The organism is Sorangium sp. So ce426 (assembly GCF_051475585.1).
GTDB classification, from domain to species: domain Bacteria; phylum Myxococcota_A; class Polyangia; order Polyangiales; family Polyangiaceae; genus Sorangium; species Sorangium cellulosum_B.
Genome location: NZ_CP150341.1, coordinates 908,588 through 924,067, shown reverse-complemented (window position 1 = coordinate 924,067; position 15,480 = coordinate 908,588). Strand labels below are relative to the sequence as shown.

Annotated in this window: 13 protein-coding genes; 7 read left to right on the top strand and 6 right to left on the bottom strand. The window is 73.2% G+C overall.

Annotated elements, in window-relative coordinates:
- Window positions 1-53 precede the first annotated feature (53 nt).
- Window positions 54-350, bottom strand: coding sequence for a polyhydroxyalkanoic acid system family protein (locus tag WMF44_RS03470; protein ID WP_272097713.1), 297 nt, complete (start codon window positions 348-350; stop codon window positions 54-56).
- Between the two features lie 56 nt (window positions 351-406).
- The gene (locus tag WMF44_RS03465; RefSeq protein ID WP_437297690.1) at window positions 407-1,006 is read right to left on the bottom strand and encodes a peptidyl-prolyl cis-trans isomerase; all 600 of its coding nucleotides are present in this window, start codon (window positions 1,004-1,006) and stop codon (window positions 407-409) included.
- Window positions 1,007-1,291: 285 nt separating this feature from the next.
- On the opposite strand from WMF44_RS03465, the gene WMF44_RS03460 reads away from it, so the two are divergent.
- Both WMF44_RS03460 and WMF44_RS03455 read left to right on the top strand, forming a co-directional pair.
- Window positions 1,292-5,728, top strand: a complete 4,437-nt coding sequence (locus WMF44_RS03460; RefSeq protein WP_437297689.1) for a tetratricopeptide repeat protein — start codon at window positions 1,292-1,294, stop codon at window positions 5,726-5,728.
- A 37-nt stretch (window positions 5,729-5,765) separates the two neighbouring features.
- Entirely contained in the window at window positions 5,766-6,257 is a 492-nt protein-coding gene (locus WMF44_RS03455; protein WP_437297688.1) for an N-acetyltransferase family protein, read from the top strand.
- A 97-nt stretch (window positions 6,258-6,354) separates the two neighbouring features.
- Here the strand turns inward: WMF44_RS03455 and WMF44_RS03450 are convergent, their stop codons facing one another.
- Window positions 6,355-6,945, bottom strand: coding sequence for a GNAT family N-acetyltransferase (locus tag WMF44_RS03450; RefSeq protein WP_437297687.1), 591 nt, complete (start codon window positions 6,943-6,945; stop codon window positions 6,355-6,357).
- Between the two features lie 778 nt (window positions 6,946-7,723).
- Between WMF44_RS03450 and WMF44_RS03445 the strand changes: the two genes are divergently transcribed.
- Both WMF44_RS03445 and WMF44_RS03440 read left to right on the top strand, forming a co-directional pair.
- Window positions 7,724-8,398, top strand: a complete 675-nt coding sequence (locus WMF44_RS03445; protein WP_437297686.1) for a glutathione S-transferase family protein — start codon at window positions 7,724-7,726, stop codon at window positions 8,396-8,398.
- Between the two features lie 25 nt (window positions 8,399-8,423).
- Complete coding sequence (locus tag WMF44_RS03440; RefSeq protein ID WP_437297685.1) at window positions 8,424-9,044, top strand: glutathione S-transferase family protein; 621 nt, start codon at window positions 8,424-8,426, stop codon at window positions 9,042-9,044.
- Window positions 9,045-9,156: 112 nt separating this feature from the next.
- Here the strand turns inward: WMF44_RS03440 and WMF44_RS03435 are convergent, their stop codons facing one another.
- Window positions 9,157-10,026 carry an isocitrate lyase/PEP mutase family protein gene (locus WMF44_RS03435; RefSeq protein ID WP_437297684.1) on the bottom strand — a complete coding sequence of 290 codons (870 nt, stop codon included), beginning with the start codon at window positions 10,024-10,026 and terminating at the stop codon, window positions 9,157-9,159.
- A 200-nt stretch (window positions 10,027-10,226) separates the two neighbouring features.
- Here WMF44_RS03435 and WMF44_RS03430 point away from each other — a divergent pair, with 200 nt between their 5' ends.
- Window positions 10,227-11,075, top strand: coding sequence for an alpha/beta fold hydrolase (locus WMF44_RS03430; protein ID WP_437297683.1), 849 nt, complete (start codon window positions 10,227-10,229; stop codon window positions 11,073-11,075).
- Between the two features lie 28 nt (window positions 11,076-11,103).
- Here the strand turns inward: WMF44_RS03430 and WMF44_RS03425 are convergent, their stop codons facing one another.
- The gene (locus WMF44_RS03425) at window positions 11,104-11,343 is read right to left on the bottom strand and encodes a DUF378 domain-containing protein (protein WP_437297682.1); all 240 of its coding nucleotides are present in this window, start codon (window positions 11,341-11,343) and stop codon (window positions 11,104-11,106) included.
- 169 nt (window positions 11,344-11,512) lie between these two features.
- Window positions 11,513-12,322 (bottom strand): SIR2 family NAD-dependent protein deacylase, encoded by an 810-nt coding sequence (locus tag WMF44_RS03420; protein ID WP_437297681.1) that lies wholly within the window; start codon window positions 12,320-12,322, stop codon window positions 11,513-11,515.
- A 363-nt stretch (window positions 12,323-12,685) separates the two neighbouring features.
- On the opposite strand from WMF44_RS03420, the gene WMF44_RS03415 reads away from it, so the two are divergent.
- Both WMF44_RS03415 and WMF44_RS03410 read left to right on the top strand, forming a co-directional pair.
- Complete coding sequence (locus WMF44_RS03415) at window positions 12,686-14,551, top strand: vWA domain-containing protein (protein WP_437297680.1); 1,866 nt, start codon at window positions 12,686-12,688, stop codon at window positions 14,549-14,551.
- Between the two features lie 35 nt (window positions 14,552-14,586).
- Window positions 14,587-15,432, top strand: coding sequence for a ribokinase (locus tag WMF44_RS03410; RefSeq protein ID WP_437297679.1), 846 nt, complete (start codon window positions 14,587-14,589; stop codon window positions 15,430-15,432).
- The last annotated feature ends 48 nt before the right edge of the window (window positions 15,433-15,480 follow it).

Sequence of the window (15,480 nt, the reverse complement as noted above, 5' to 3'; positions counted from 1 at the left end):
CGGGGCGGCTCGGTCGATCGAGCCGCCGGGGGGCGCCTGGCCCGGCTGCCGGGCTAGGCCCTGCCCAGCACGGCGTCGAGCTTGTCGTTGACCTTCGACTCGACCATGCCCTTCATCGCCTTCAGCAGGAACGGGAGATCGATCTCCACATGGACCGCGGACGCCTCGACGCGAACGAGGCCCTTCGTCCCCTTCGCGGCGCCGCCCGGCGCCTCGAACCGGATGACGTCGCCATCCCATCGCCACTGGATGCCGAGCTTGTCTTCCATGCCCCGCGCAAGCTCTTCCGCGCGCTTCCTGGCCTCGTCCTTGGTGAGCGCGTGCTGCCGACGGATGTCGATCGTCGCCATACGGTATCTCCACTCGTTCGCGTCCACGGCGACGCGCCGCGCGCGGTACGCTCTACTTACTCGATCCGACGCGCGATCCAAAAGCCGCGCGGCGTGTCGACCGGGCCGCTCACGCCCCCCTTGGAGAGGCTGAACAGCTCGTACTCCGGCGCGGGCTCGAGCACGCCGCGCGGGATGTAGCCGAGGTCGTCGGTCGACCCCTTGTCGCCCTTCTCGATGGCGGCCTTGAAGTCCGTCTTGGCCACCTCGGCGAGCTCCCTGGCGAGCGCCAGCGCGGCGTCCTTGGAGCGCGCGGTCGGCGCCGCGCCCTGCGCGCCGCGGTACTGGACGAGCACGACGCCGAAGCGCACCTTCTTCGGCGCCTCGGCCGGCAGCGAGGGCGGCGCCTCTCCCGAGAGGAGCGTGACGCCCGCGTCGGAGCGCCCCGCTGGCTCGGGGCCGCGCTCCTGGACGATGCCCTCGGCGCCGGCGTCGCTCCCCGCGTCGGCGTCGGCCGTCGCAGGCGAGGCGGCGGCGTCGACGGCGTCGGCGGCGTCGGGGCCTGCGTCGGCGGGCGCGCTGGCCGCGCCGCGCCCCTTCGAGCCGCCGTGCGTGATCACGAACGCCAGCGCGCCCGCGAAGAAGAGCGTGTAGATGACCGCCGTCGAGCGCTGCATGAGCGGCAGCGCGTTAGCACAGGTGGAGGACGCTTGGCGAGGCCGCGATGGCGACACGCGCCGCCTGCCAGACGGCGTCGCCGCTCCGTTGCTGTCCCCGCTGCTGTCCCCGCCCGTCCCGCCCGCCCCCGCGTCCCTCCGTCCCCGGCCGCCCCGCGTCTGCGCGATGTCCGCTTCCTGCTTCCGGACCACGCACGCGACATGCCCGAGGAAGTCGCCGATTTGAGGGCGCCCGGCAGAAGAGGCGATCCTAAGGACCGCAACCCCTGCTAGTAAGGAGAGCGGATGTCGGGGCATCCCGGCCTTTCGCAGGCCGAACGAGCGTGGGGCGCCTGCGAAGGCGCTCGCAGCGCCGGCATCGGGTCGGGAAGCATGATCAAGGTCGAGTGCGACGGGTGCAAATCGCCGTACCAGGTCGACGAGAAGCGTGTCCCCCCTGCGGGGCTCAGGATGCGCTGTCCGAAGTGCGGTACGAGCCTGCTGGTGACCAAGGGGGGCGCAAGCGCAGCGCCCGCGCCGACGCCTGTGCCCACCCCCCCGCCGCGGGCCGGGGCGGGGGGCCTTCAGCTCTCGGAGCGGAGCGCCCCTGCGGCGACCGAGGACGCCGATCTGCCCATGGCGGCTCCGGAGGACATCGCATTCCCCGCGGTCGCGCCTCCCCGACGCCCCGGGCCGGCGCCGGCGCCGGTACCGACACCGCCGCGCCGCGCAGCGCCCGCGGTGCCTGCGCCGCCCGCGCCGCCTCCTGAGCCGCCGGGTCCGGAGGTCTTCGGCGAGATCGGCTTGCCGGACGTCCCCGATCGCCCCGCCCCGTCCGATCGGCGAAACGCCAAGACCGTGCCGCAGCGGCGCGGCTTCGGAGAGATCGATCTCATGGTCGAGCTCCCGAGCCCGACGGACGCCGAGGTGCAGGGGCTCAACCCGGACGATCTGCCGGTCGTCTACGGCAATGCGCCCGGGGCGCCGGTGGCGCTCCCGGCGCGATCGCGCGCGGAGTCCCGCACCGCCCCGGCGACGCCGACCGCGTTCGCCGGTACCGACCTGCCGGCGCGGGTCGAGCCGCTGCCTCCGAGCAGCCGGCGCACCCTCGGGTTCGGCGAGCGCGAGTCCGCGCCGGGCGCCCCCTCGGGGCCTGGTGCGCGGGACGCGGGGCTCGGCGCGCGAAACGCCGGGGCCACCACGCAGCCGCTCGGTCGCGGGCGCACCCGCGGTGCGGGGGACGCGCCCCCGCGCGTGGCCCCGGAGTACGATTTCGGAGACCTGGACGACGACGTGCCCCCGGCTCCTCCGGCGCGCTCCAGCAGCGGATCCATGTCGTTCGGCTTCGGTGAGCTCGAGCTGCCTCTCGAGGGCGACGGCGACGCCGAGCTGCCCGCGACATCCGCGGGCGACCTGCCCATCGTCGCCGGCGATCTGCCGAGCTCGGCCCCGGCCGTCATCGGCATGCCCGCCCCGTTCTCGAACACGGGCCTGCCCACGCCGGCTTCCGCGCCGCTCCCCTCGCCTGCGCGCGCCGGGCTCCCGGCCGCGGCCCAGGCGGGCTTCCCTGCTCCGACCGCCGCGGGCTTCCCCACGAAGGCCACCGGCCCCGCCCTCCCCTCGAAGGCCACCGGCTCCGCCCTCCCCTCGAAGGCCACCGGTGCCGGCTCACCTGCAGGACCGGGGACCATCGTCGGCGCCGAGCTCTTCGACGAGGCCCCGCCGGACTACGACGACTCGCGCGTGGGCGCCGCGTTCCAGGCGCCCGGGCCGCGCCCCCTCCCGCCGCAGGCGGCGCCGGAGCCGCCCAGCAGCGGCGCCATGCCGCCCGTCGACTTCGGCGCCATGCCGCCCGTCGACTTCGGCGCCCTACCCCCCGCCGACTTCCTCGCCGCGCCGCCCGCCGACGCCCGCGCCTCGTCCACCACCGGCTTCGGCGCCGCGCCGCCCGCCGACGCCCGCGCCTCGTCCACCACCGGCTTCGGCGCCGCGCCGCCCGCCGACGCCCGCGCCTCGTCCACCACCGGCTTCGGCGCCGCCGATTTCGGCGACGAGATCGCGCTCGGCGAGAGCGTCACGCAGCTCGCCCCCGGCGGCGTGCCCACCCCTTACGATCCGTCCGACCGCTCCGCGAACTTCACGCAATCGCCCGCGGACGCCGACGATCGGGGCATCGAGCTCAGCGAGCCGCACCCCAGCGTCGGGGACGAGGTCGACCTGACCGGCGCGGGCACCGAGATCGGCGACCTGAGCGCCGGTCCCGGCGCGCAGGCCGAGAAGCCTGCGGCGACCACGGAAGCGCCGCCGCAGAAGTCGAAGATCAAGCGCTACGTCGTGGCGGCGCTCGCGGTCGCCGCCGTCAGCGGCGGCGCGCTCGCGCTCGTTCCGGACGTCGGCGCCTTCGGCGTGAACCTCATCAGCGACCGGCTCAACGCCTTCGCGCACGAGGGGGCGCTCGCCGAGCTCCGGCATCGGACCCAGGCGGCCTTCGCCAAGGACACCGCGTCGGCCGCCAACGGAGCGCTGAACGACGCGAACGCCACGCGGGCCGATGCGCCGCGCCACCGGGCGACCATGGCCTACGCCGCGTACATCGCCTTCGCGCGGAGCATCCGCTTCGGGCACCGGACCGTCGACGACGCCTTCGGCAAGGAGATGCTCACGCTCGCGAGCTCCCATCCGGGCGACCTGCTCTCCCTGGCCGTCGCGGCGCAGGCCGCGGCCAGCGGCGACCTCCCGCGCGCGCGACAGGCCGCGCAGGCGCTCGCCGCGCAGCTCAAGGACGACATCGACCTCGCCGTCCTCGCGGCCGAGATCGAGCTCGCCGCCAGGGACGCCCCCAAGGCGATCGCGGCGTGGCAGCACGCGAGCGGCCTCCAGAAGAGCGCGCGTACGCTCTACGGCCTGGCCCGGGCGCAGCTCCTCGCCAGGGACACCGCGGGCGCCGAGGCGAGCGCCCGCGGCGCGATCGAGGCCTCGCCCGACCACGTCGGGGCCCGCACCCTGATCGCGTCGGTGCTCTGGCAGACCCCGGGCCGCGAGCAGGAGGCGCTCGATCTGCTCGGCAAGGTCACCGGCGACGGTTCGACCCGGGCCGCCGCGAGCGACCCCGAGATCGTCGACGCGTACACGCTGCTCGGCACCATCCACCTCGCGAGGTCGCGCATGAGCGCGGCGGAGCAGGCCTTCGCCGCCGCGGTGAAGCTCGACCCGCAGGCGGTGCGCGCCCTCATCGGCAACGGCGAGGTCCTCTACCGGTCGGGCCGCTACTCCGAGGCGCAGGCGCGCTTCGAGGCCGCGGCCCGCGCCGACGCCCGGAGCCTCGCCGCGCAGCTCGGCAAGGCGAAGACGTGGCTCGCGCAGGAGCGCATGAAGGAGGCGAAGGACCTCCTGAAGGAGCTGCAGAAGACCCACGCGGCGGCCCCGCAGGTCGCTTACTGGCTCGGGCGCACCGAGCTCGCGCTCGGCAACAAGAAGGACGCGGAGCAGGCGTACCTCGACGCCGTGAAGTCGGCCGAGAACCTCCCGGAGGTCGTCGACGCGTACGTGGCGCTGGCGTCGCTCCTGTCCAGCATGGGCCGCAACGAGGCGGCGGCGGAGAAGCTGTCGGAGGCGACGGCGAAGTTCCCGGACCTGCCCGCGCTGCACAAGGCCAAGGCGGAGGTCGCGCTCCAGACCGGGCGGTACGACGACGCCCGGCAGGAGCTCGAGCTCGCGCTCGCGAAGGAGGACGACCTCGGCAGCCAGTTCAAGCTGGGCGTGGCGTACCGTCGCCTGCGCCGGTTCGAGGACGCCGCGAAGGTCTTCGACAAGGTCACGGCGGCCGACAAGGACTACCCGGGCCTCGCGCTCGAGCGCGGGCTCCTGTTCGAGGAGACCGGCCAGAGCGAGCGCGCGCTGGAGATGTACGCCGACGCGCTCCGCAAGGCGCCGAACGACATCGACCTGAAGCTGCGCGTCGGCTCGACCCAGGTCATGGCGGGGCACGCGAGCCAGGCGGAGCCCATCCTGCGCGACGTGCTCAAGGACCGCGCGAACTCCGCCGAGGCGAACCACTTCCTCGGCCGCGCGCTCCTCGTGCGCGGCACGAACATGGCCGAGGCGCTGCGCTTCCTGGAGCGCGCCGCGGAGCTCGATCCGAACCGCGCCGAGTACCACCTCTACGTCGGCTGGGGCGCCAACGAGACGGCCCAGACCGCGCGCGCGGAGATGGCGCTGAGGCGCGCGCTGGAGCTCGACGCGGAGCTCGGCGACGCGTACTGGCAGCGCGGCGTGCTGCTGCAGAAGCAGGGGGCGAGCCGGGACGCGCTGGCGGATCTGAAGATCGCGCTGGAGAAGCGGCCGTCCCGCTACGAGGCCTACGCCACGATGGCGCTCTGCTACCAGGATCAAGGCAGCTGGGCGGCCGCGGAGGATGCGTGGCGCAAGGCGATCGCGGCCAACGACAAGGTCCCCGAGTGGCACTACCGCCTCGGCAAGATCTACGCGTCGCGCGGCAACCGGGCCGGGACCGCGAGCGAGATGGAGCAGGCGGTCGCCCTGGGCGAGGCGCCGGATCGCTCGACCCCGCCGTGGCTGTTCGACGCGCACTTCCTCCTCGCCGAGGCGCTCCGCGCGGCGAACAACCGCGAGAAGGCCGTCCACCATTACCAGCGCTTCCTGGAGACGGCGCCGACCGACAACGCCTACCGGCGCGACGCGGAGCAGGCGCTGGAGGGCCTGGGGGCGGGAAAGGCGCGCTGAGGCGGAGCGAGCGGCCGGCGCTCGGCTATCCTGGCGGATGATCCCCTCCGTCAACGCCCGCCTCGCGGTGCGCGCCGACATGCCCGAGGTGGCGCGCTTCGCCGCGCAGCTCGTCCGCCTTCACCACGCCCTCGATCCGCACCGCTTCATGTGCCTGGAGCCGCTCGAGCCGGGCTACGAGCGGTGGCTCACGGGCGAGCTCGCCAACCCCGACGCCGTGATCGTCGTCGCCGAGCGAACCGGCGGCGAGCCGGCGCTGGTCGGCTACGCCTACGGCCGCCGGGAGCCGCGCGACTGGAACAGCCTCCTCGACGCCTGCGGCGCCCTCCACGACATCTATGTCGCCGAGCCCGCGCGCCGGCTCGGCGCTGGCGCCATCCTGCTCGAGGCCGTCATCGCGCGCCTCCACGCCCTGGGCGCGCCGCGCGTCGTGCTCCACACCGCGACGCAGAACGCCGCCGCGCAGCGCCTGTTCGAGCGGTTCGGCTTCCGTCGCACGATGGTCGAGATGACGCTCGAGCTCGAGTGACCGCGACGTCCGCCCCGCCATCGGCGCGCCGGCCGCTCCTCGATCCGGACATCCGAATCCGATGTCGCTCCCGGCGCGCCGGCCGAGGGTGATGGACTCATGAGCTTCGGCCTCCCCGGCGCGATCCCGCGGGCGCCGCGGCCGTCTGCGCCCACACCATCGTGTCGCGCGGCTCGCCCGCGGGCGTCAGGGCGTTCGCCTCGAGCGTCGTCACATGCCGGTACCCGAGCCGCCGGGGCACGGCGGCGCTCGCGGTGTTCCGCGGATCGCAGCGGATCTCGACGCGGCTCACGCCGAGCTCCTCGAGCGCGACCCGGGTCAAGCCTGCCACCGCCTCGGTCGCGTAACCGCAGCGCGTCGCCGTCGCCCGGAGCCAGTAGCCGATCTCGATCGCGCCCGGGCCGATCCGCGGGTGTAGCCCCGTACCCCCGAGCACGGCGCGCTCGTCGCGCGTGAAGATGCCATAATGAAAGTCGCGTCCTTCCGTGAAGTCGTCCCGGAACTTCTCGAGGAGCGCGGTGGTCGCCTCCATGGAGGAAGGCTCGTGCGCGGCCCACGGCATCCAGGGCCGCAGGTGCGCAAGGCTCGTGTCGATCGCCTCCCTGATCAGAGGCGCATCCTCGGGCCGCCACGCTCGCAGCGTCAGACGAGCGGTCAGGATGCGGTCCGGCGGGCGCTCACCTGCCATCGCGTCGATCCATGCCTGTCGCCGTCATGCGCCTGGCGACGACAACGCTGTAGTGCCCAGGCCATCGGACCACGCGACGGTCGCGTCCCGTACCATGCGAGCCATGGAGTGCTCCGGCGTCGAGGCGAGCAGGCGTCATGGCACGCAGCTTACAACGAAGACAGCCCTCGCACATCCGGTCAATCCCGGCCACCGCAGCGATCATCGCCGTCGCACGCCGGTCCACACACCTCTTGTCGAGGACATCGACGCTACCGCGGAGCGTCTTGACCAATCCGTCATAGCAGACTATTGTCCGTCATAGAAGAGCAAGGCGGAAAACATCAGCGCGCCCTCCCGGCACACCGGGAGGAGGTCCACGTCCACGCCCGCGCGTGGACGACGGATGACCGCTCGAGCAGAGGTGCCATTGGCTGAGGTGGCGCGGACTGCGAACCATGACACGAGGAGGAAGGATGAAGATCTGAGCACGCCTCATCCCGGCGGACGCGACGTCCCCCGGGTGCTCGACAGGGGTCGACCCTCGATCAGCAGAGGCCTTCCCACGCCCACGCCGGATTCACTGCTGCCTCAGCAGCACATCACCAGCAATCCCTGCTCCCGTCGCAGCAAGCGCGCGGCCAGCGCGAACGATTGTGATCCGTTCCTGCAATAGAGTGCAGTAACGCCCTGGCACGCTCCCTGCTCTCTGCCACGACGACGGCCCGTGAGCGGAGCGCCCCTTCTGCCTGAGGGCAGGAGAGCTCTTCGCGTGGCGCACGCCATCAAGGAGAACAGGATGACGAAGCTGCGACTCTACAGCGCGAAGGCGTGCCCCTTCGCCCACCGCACCAGGCTCGTTTTGCAGGAGAAGGCGATCGACTTCGAGCTGACCGAGGTCGATCTGCAGAACAAGCCGCGGGCGTTCGTCGACGCCTCGCTCTATGGAAAGGTCCCGGCGATCGAGCACGAGGGCCACCGCATCTGGGAGTCGGCGATCATCAACGAGTACCTCGAGGAGGTCTTCCCCGAGCCCCGGCTCCTGCCCAGGGAGCCGGGCAGGCGCGCCCTGGCGAGGATCTGGATCGATTACGCGAACACGCGCCTCGTGCCGGCGTTCACCCAGCTGCTCAGGGCCGAGACGCGAGACCAGGAGGCGGAGGGGCGCAAGGCGCTCGGCGACGTGCTCGCGTTCATCGAGCGGGAAGCGCTGGCGAGATCGTCGGGCCAGGGGCCCTACTGGCTCGGCGCCGAGGTCAGCCTCGTCGATGTCTCCTTCTATCCATGGTTCGAGCGGCTGTCGGCCGTCGGCCGCCTCCGCGACTTCTCCATCCCCGCGGAGCTCACGCGGCTCCGGGCGTGGATCGAGGCCGTGCAGGCGCGCCCCGCGGTCCGCGCCATCCAGAATCCGGTCGAGTTCTACGTGGAGCGCTTCGCGAAGTTCGTGAAGCCGGCAGCGACGACGGCCGCCTGAGCGGCGCCGAGGGACAAGGGACATCATGTTGAAACTCTGGGGTCACAAGAATTCTTCGAACGTGCAGAAGGTCCTCTGGGCGCTCGACGAGCTCAAGCTCGATTTCGAGCGCATCGACGCCGGCGGGTCGTTCGGTCGCGTCAAGGACGCCGACTACCTCACCCTCAACCCGAACGGGCTCGTTCCGACGCTCGAGGACGGTCCGCTGGTGCTCTGGGAGTCGCACGCGATCGTGCGTTATCTGTTCTCGCGCTACGGGTCGCCGCCGCTCCAGCCGAGCGATCTCGCCGACAGGGCGCGCGCCGACGCCTGGACCGACTGGCAGTTCGGGACCCTGTGGCCCCCGATCCGGACGCTCCTCGTGCAGCTCGTGCGCACGCCCGAAGAGCGCCGCGATCAGGGCGCGATCGAGGCCGCGCGCAAGTCGGCGCTCGCCGCGCTCGGGATCCTCGACAGGCAGCTGTCACGGCACCCGTGGGCCGCGGGAGAGTACTTCACGTTCGCCGATATCCCCCTCGGGGTCGCGGCGCAGCGGTGGTACAACCTGAAGACCGAGCGGCCCGCGCTGCAGCACGTCGACGCGTGGTACGGCCGCATCAAGCGCCGGCCTGGATTCGAGCGCTGGGTGGATCTGCCCCTGGGATGAGCGCGGGGCGCATCGGTCGCCGCCAGCCGGATCAGCTCATCTCATCGATGGCCGCGCGCGCTATCCGGCCTTGAGCCCGCCCAGCGCGCGCGGACGACACGCCGTGCTCGACTCACCCCTTCCTCGGCGGCTGCGCATAGCGCGCTTCTTCAGCGTAGTACTCGGGGAACCCGACGATCTCCTGGAGCGCCGCGAAGTCCATCCGCGGGTCGGGGTGCCGGCCGGCGCGCAGGGCCGCGAGCGCCTCGCGCATGGCGGCGGCGGCGACCGAGAGCAGGGTGAGCGGATAGGCCGCGATCTTGTAGCCGATCGCCTCGAGCTCGGCCGGCGGCAGCACCGGTGTCCTGCCGTGATCCACCATGTTGGCCATCGTCGGCTTGCGCACCTCGCGGCAGAACGCTCGCATCTCCTCCACGCTCTCGGGCGCCTCCAGAAACACGATGTCTGCCCCGAGGTCGGCGAACGCCCGCGCGCGGGCCAGCGCCTCGTCGAAGCCGTGCGTCTGGCGAGCGTCGGTGCGGGCCATGATGAGCACGCCGGCGCCCTCGTCGCGCGCGTCCACGGCGGCCTGGACGCGGGTGAACGCCTCGTCGCGGGGCACGACCTGCTTGCCGCGCGTGTGGCCGCAGCGCTTGGGGGCGACCTGGTCCTCGATCATGACGCAGGCCAGCCCGGCCTGCGCATAACCGCGCACCGTGCGCTTCACGTTCATCGCGTTGCCGTAGCCCGTGTCGCCGTCGCCGAGCACAGGAATCGAGACGGCGCCGCAGATCGCCCGCGCCTGATCGACCATCTCACCATACGAGATGAGCCCCGTGTCGGGCGCGCCGAGGCGCGCGGCGGAGACCGCGAAGCCGCTCATGAACGAGAGCGAGAAGCCGGCCTGCTCGATCAGCCGCGCCGACAGCGCGTCGAAGCAGCAAGGCATGACGAGGAGGCCGGGCGAGGCGAGCAGATCACGGAGCTTCTGAGCGGGGGACACGGCAGGGACGATACCGCGATCGGCTGCCCGTGAGGCAAGCGCGAAGGGCCGAGAGGCGCCGCGCGCCGCCGCGCGCCCGGCCAGCGCCCGCACACGCGAGAGGGAGGGACGGGGGCGCGCGGCGGCGTGCGTTCCTGTTGCGGGTCCCCGGGGCCCGGGGGCAGGATGGGCCCCGCGATGATTCCGCACAGGAGAGGGGCATGAGCACGGTTTCGGTGAAGGAGCTCGCGATCGACGGCCGCCCTGCCAGCGTCCACGTGGGCGGGCAGGGCGAGCCGCTGCTGCTTGTGCACGGCGCCTGGGGCGGGGCGGCGATGCACTGGGCGCCTGTCTGGGAGCGATTGGCGGAGCGCTTCCAGGTGATCGCGCCCGATCTGCCCGGCATCGGGCGCACGGACGCCCCGGGGCTCGGCGCCCTGGACGCCTATGCGCGCTGGCTGGAGCGGCTCCTGGACGAGCTGGGTGTCTCCAGCGCGTGGTGCGTCGGCAACTCCTTCGGCGTCTCGGTCGTATCGAGCTTCGCTGGCCTGTTCGCGGCCCGCTGCCGAGGGCTCGTGTTCGTCAACGGCGTTCCCATTCCCCCGCTGCCGCGCCTCGTCGGCTGGCTCGGAGCGCGGCCGCTGCCCCGCCGGATGCTGCGCGCGCTGATGCGGAAGCAGACCTATAACCCGCGGGTCCTGAGCCGCGCCTACGCCGATCCCCGCCGCGCCCCGGCTGCCCTGCGGGACGTCCTGGAGAGCGCCAATCCACCTCAGCTGGAGGCGGTGCTCGACGCCGCCATCCAGGGAGGTCCCAGGGCCCCGCTCAGCCTGAATCCCCTCCTCGTCTGGGGCGAGGCGGACCAGCTCCTCGGCAACAGCGCGGACGACGCGAAGAAGCTTCACGCTTCGCTGCCGGGGTCGCAGCTCACCTTCATCCCGGCGACAGGGCACATGCCGCAGGTGGAGAACCCCGAGGCGTTCGTCGACGCTGTGTCGCGGTTCATCGAGGCGCGCGCGACCGCCGCCCGTCCGCGCGGCTTCGGCGGCCAGGCCAGCCCGGGCGCGTGAGCGCCTGGGGTGCACGGGCGCGTCGCCCTCACGGCATCGTGGTGACCCGGGCGCGCTTTCCGAGCTGGACCGCGGCGTAGAGCAGATAGAGCCCAGCGAGCGCGACGAGCACGTAGATGATGCGGCTGAGCGCGCTGAGCCTGCCGAAGAGCGCGGCGACAACGTCGAACTCGAACAGCCCAACGAACCCCCAGTTGACGGCGCCGATCACGACGAGCGTGATCGCCGCCCACGTTAGCCCTGAGATCCCACGGTTGACCTGCTCCATGACCCCGGCAGAAGCACGCGCCGCGCCGCGCGATGCGTGCACCGCGCGCCCGCTGCGGCGCGACAGCGTGTGGCGCTGACGCCGCCGGCTCGCCTCGCCGTGCTGACACCGCCGGCTCGCCGCGCCATGCTGACGCCGCCGGCTCGCCGCGCCCGTCCGGCCGCGGCGCTCACGCCGGCGTGACGTCGAGCAGGGAGGGCAGGATCGCGCCGGAGCCGCCGGTGAACACGGCGTCGCAGAGGCCGGAGATCGCGCTCGGCTCGACGTTGACCTCGGCGATGAGGGCGCCGTGGCGCTTGGCCATGGGGACGAAGCCGGCGGCGGGATACACGACGGCCGACGTACCGACGACGAGCAGGAGATCGCAGCCCTCGACGCCGGCGGCCGCCGCGGCGAGATCGCTCTCCTGGAGGGCCTCGCCGAACCAGACGACGTGCGGGCGAAGGACGCCGCCGCAGCCGCAGCGCGGCAGCTCCGCCGCCGTGAAGCGGCGGGCGGGGGCCTGCGGATCGGGGGAGCCGCTGCCCGCGAAGGCGGGCGTGATGGGCACGTCGCGGTTCTCGGTCACGCTCCCGCACGAGAGACAGCGCACCTGCCACAGCGAGCCGTGGAGGCGCACCGGGCTCCGGGAGCCCGCCTGCTCGTGCAGACCGTCGATGTTCTGGGTGATCAGGGTGAAGACCTTGCCGGCCTCCCGCCACCGCGCCTCCAGCTGCGCCAGCGCGTGATGACCCGGGTTCGGGGCGCAGCCGAGGGCGCGCTCCCGGCGGTGATTGTAGAACTCCCAGACGAGGCCCGGATCGCGCCGCCACGCCTCGGGCGAGGCGAGGCTCGTCGCCTCGTAACGCCGCCACAGCCCCCCGGCGCCACGGAACGTGGGGATACCCGACTCCGCCGAGACGCCCGCGCCGGTCAGGACGGCGATCTTCCTGGCGCGGCACAGGGTGGACTGGAAGCGCTCGCGGCTCGTTTCGCTCATCACGGATCCCCTGAGGATAGATCGAGAGGGAGGCGGGCGGAGGACCCGACCCGAGCTCCCGTCGATTTCGGGTGTAAGCCGGCCGAGACGACCGCGTTTCCCTGGCACTCGGACGCGCCGAGCCCCGCCACGGCGGGCCCCGGCCGCGAGAGCCCCTCCGTCGGCTCGCCGGACGACCGGCGACACGCGGCGTTCACGCAGCGAAAGCGGCGAAGGGCCCGTCTCGCCCGTGCAGAACGCACGATGGGGCAGCCGCGCGTGCGGCCCCCGCAAGGACCTGTGTGTGGCGATCGGCGATGGCCGAGCCACGAGAACGTACAGCAGGGATCCGCCCTCGCGATCCCCTTCAAGGAGGACACCTCAATGCGCACCCGGCCCCTCGATCTCGTCGCCCCCGCCCTCGTCACCGCGCTGCTCATCGGCTGCGGTGGCTCCACGCCTGCCCCCACGGCGGCGACCGCATCGGCCGCGCCGACCGAGGCCCCCGCCGGGCAGGCCATGCAGCCGGAGTTCGACGCGCCGCAAGACGAGGGCAGCGCGTCCACCGCCAGGCGCGAGGAAGCCGCGGCGATCGACGCGGTCGACCGTGGCGCCGCGCCCGCGGAGGCCGCGCCGCCGCCGGCCCCGCCCGTGGCGGCCGCCCCTGGGACGCCCACGCCCGGGCCCGCGCAGTCGCGGGCGACCAAGGCGGGCGCCGCGCGCGGGGCGGACGCGCGCATCCAGGTGACGGGCGGCGCGCCCGCGCCCAAGAAGGCGGCCGCCCCGGCGGCGACCGCCGTGGCGCGCCCCGCGCCCCCGCCCGCGGCCGTCGCCGTCACCGCGCCCGAGCCCCAGGGCAGCGAGACGTACCGGGACTACGGCGTCAACCCGGTCGAGGACCCCGCGAAGGACCGGCTCTCGACGTTCGCGATCGACGTGGACACGGCCTCTTACGCCATCGCGCGCCGCAAGATCATGGATGGCGCGCTGCCCCCGTATCAGGCCGTGCGCGCCGAGGAGTTCCTCAACTACTTCGATTACGGCTACGCGTCGCCCGCGACAGGCCCGTTCGCCGTGCACCTCGCGGCCGCGCCCTCGCCGTTCACGTCGGGCCACCACCTCGTGCGCGTGGCGGTCCAGGGCAAGCGCGTGCCGGTCAAGGAGCGGACCCCGGTGCACCTCGTGTACCTCGTCGACACCAGCGGTTCGATGCAGTCGCCGGACAAGATCGAGCTCGCGAAGAAGAGCCTGAGGATGCTCACCGACACCCTCAAGCCGGGGGACACCGTCGCGCTCTGCACCTATGCGGGCAGCGTGCGAGAGGTGCTCGCGCCGACCGGCATCGAGAGCAAGGGGAAGATCCTCGCGGCCCTCGCCGACCTCACCGCGGGCGGCTCCACCGCCATGTCGAGCGGCATCGATCTCGCGTACAGCCTGGCCGAGCGGACGCTCGTGAAGGGGCACGTCAACCGCGTCATCGTGCTCTCCGACGGAGACGCGAACGTCGGCCCGACCTCCCACGACGAGATCCTGAAGACCATCAAGCGCGCGAGGGACAAGGGCATCACGCTGTCCACCGTCGGCTTCGGCCAGGGCAACTACAAGGATCTCATGATGGAGCAGCTCGCCAACCAGGGCGACGGCAACTACGCCTATATCGACAGCGAAGCGCAGGCGCGGCGGGTCTTCTCCGAGCAGGTCGGCGGGATGCTCCAGGTCATCGCCCGCGACGTGAAGATCCAGGTCGAGTTCGACCCGAGCTTCGTCAAGAGCTACCGGCTCATCGGCTACGAGAACCGCGACGTGGCCGACCGGGACTTCCGGAACGACAAGGTGGACGCCGGCGAGATCGGCGCAGGGCACAGCGTGACGGCCATCTACGACGTCGAGCTCAAGGCCCCCGCGCCGAAGGGCGAGGGCGCGGCGCCGGTCGTCGTGCGCCTCCGCCACAAGGCGCCGCTCGGCTCGAACACGGCCGAGGAGACGCTGGTCAAGATGGCCCCGGGCGCCATCGCCCCCACCTTCGACGCGGCGCCGGCCGACTTCCGCTTCGCGTCCGCGGTGGCAGGGTTCGCGGAGGTCCTGCGCCACAGCCCGCACGCGCGCTCCTGGAGGCTCGCCGACATCGAGAAGATCGCGAGGGCCGCCGCGTCCAGCAAGGGCGATCAGCAGGAGCTCATCGGCATCATCCGCCGCGCCGGCGCGCTCGCCAACGGCAGGACGGACGCCGTGGCCGTGAACGCCGACTGACGCGCGCGCCGCCGCGTTCGTGGTATGCGGCGGTGATGGGATTGCTCGCGATCTGCGGCTCGATCACCGCCGATCTCATCGGCTACGGCCCGCGGCTGCCGCGCCCCGGCGAGTCGGTGCTGGGCCGCCGCTTCCTCGTCGCGCCAGGCGGCAAGGGCGCGAACCAGGCGGTCGCGGCGGCGCGCTCCGGGGCGCGCGTGCGGCTCGCGGGCGCGCGCGGCGACGACGCGCACGGCGAGCTCTGCGCGGCCGCGCTGGCCGCCGACGGGGTGGAGCTCTCCGCCGTGGCGGTCCACCGCGGCGCGACGACGGGCGTGGCCCTGATCTGCGTCGACGAGGCCGGAGAGAACCAGATCCTCGCGATCCCCGGCGCCAACGCGCTCGTGACGCCGCCCTCGCCGTGCGGGGCCTCGGTCTGGCTCTGCCAGGGCGAGATCCCGGCCGCGGCGATCGACGGCGTGCTCGCGGCAGCGCGGGCCGACGGCGCGCTGTCGATCTGCAATCCGTCGCCCGTCAACGCCATCGATCCCGAGCTCGTCGGCCGGTTCGATCTCGTTATCGTCAACGAGATCGAGCACGAGGCGCTGCGCGGTCACCTGCCGGAGCGCGTGGTGCTCACGCGCGGCGCGCGCGGCGCGGTGCTGCTGCCGTCGGGCGAGGAGCTCCCCGCCCTGCCGGCCCGCGCCGTCGACACGACGGGCGCCGGGGACGCCCTCACGGGCGTGCTCGCCGGCGGGCTCGCCTCCGGGATGGCGATCGAGGCCACACTCCGGTTCGCGATCGCGGCGGCGGGCATCTCGGTCGAGCGCGAGGGGTGTCAGACATCGTATCCGACGCGCGCCGAGGTGGAGCGCCGCCTCCAGCGCTCCACGGCTCCGTGACGGCCTCTCCTCCCGGTGTCACAGGGCACCTCGCCCCTCACGCCCCTC

Bases quoted from the DNA above. Each gene is read 5' to 3' on its own strand.
- WMF44_RS03445 (WP_437297686.1), top strand. From the start codon at position 7,724: ATGACGAAGCTGCGACTCTACAGCGCGAAGGCGTGCCCCTTCGCCCAC.
- WMF44_RS03460 (WP_437297689.1), top strand. From the start codon at position 1,292: ATGTCGGGGCATCCCGGCCTTTCGCAGGCCGAACGAGCGTGGGGCGCC.
- WMF44_RS03455 (WP_437297688.1), top strand. From the start codon at position 5,766: ATGATCCCCTCCGTCAACGCCCGCCTCGCGGTGCGCGCCGACATGCCC.
- WMF44_RS03470 (WP_272097713.1), bottom strand. From the start codon at position 350: ATGGCGACGATCGACATCCGTCGGCAGCACGCGCTCACCAAGGACGAG.
- WMF44_RS03450 (WP_437297687.1), bottom strand. From the start codon at position 6,945: ATGGCAGGTGAGCGCCCGCCGGACCGCATCCTGACCGCTCGTCTGACG.
- WMF44_RS03415 (WP_437297680.1), top strand. From the start codon at position 12,686: ATGCGCACCCGGCCCCTCGATCTCGTCGCCCCCGCCCTCGTCACCGCG.
- WMF44_RS03440 (WP_437297685.1), top strand. From the start codon at position 8,424: ATGTTGAAACTCTGGGGTCACAAGAATTCTTCGAACGTGCAGAAGGTC.
- WMF44_RS03430 (WP_437297683.1), top strand. From the start codon at position 10,227: ATGAGCACGGTTTCGGTGAAGGAGCTCGCGATCGACGGCCGCCCTGCC.
- WMF44_RS03465 (WP_437297690.1), bottom strand. From the start codon at position 1,006: ATGCAGCGCTCGACGGCGGTCATCTACACGCTCTTCTTCGCGGGCGCG.
- WMF44_RS03425 (WP_437297682.1), bottom strand. From the start codon at position 11,343: ATGGAGCAGGTCAACCGTGGGATCTCAGGGCTAACGTGGGCGGCGATC.
- WMF44_RS03420 (WP_437297681.1), bottom strand. From the start codon at position 12,322: ATGAGCGAAACGAGCCGCGAGCGCTTCCAGTCCACCCTGTGCCGCGCC.
- WMF44_RS03410 (WP_437297679.1), top strand. From the start codon at position 14,587: ATGGGATTGCTCGCGATCTGCGGCTCGATCACCGCCGATCTCATCGGC.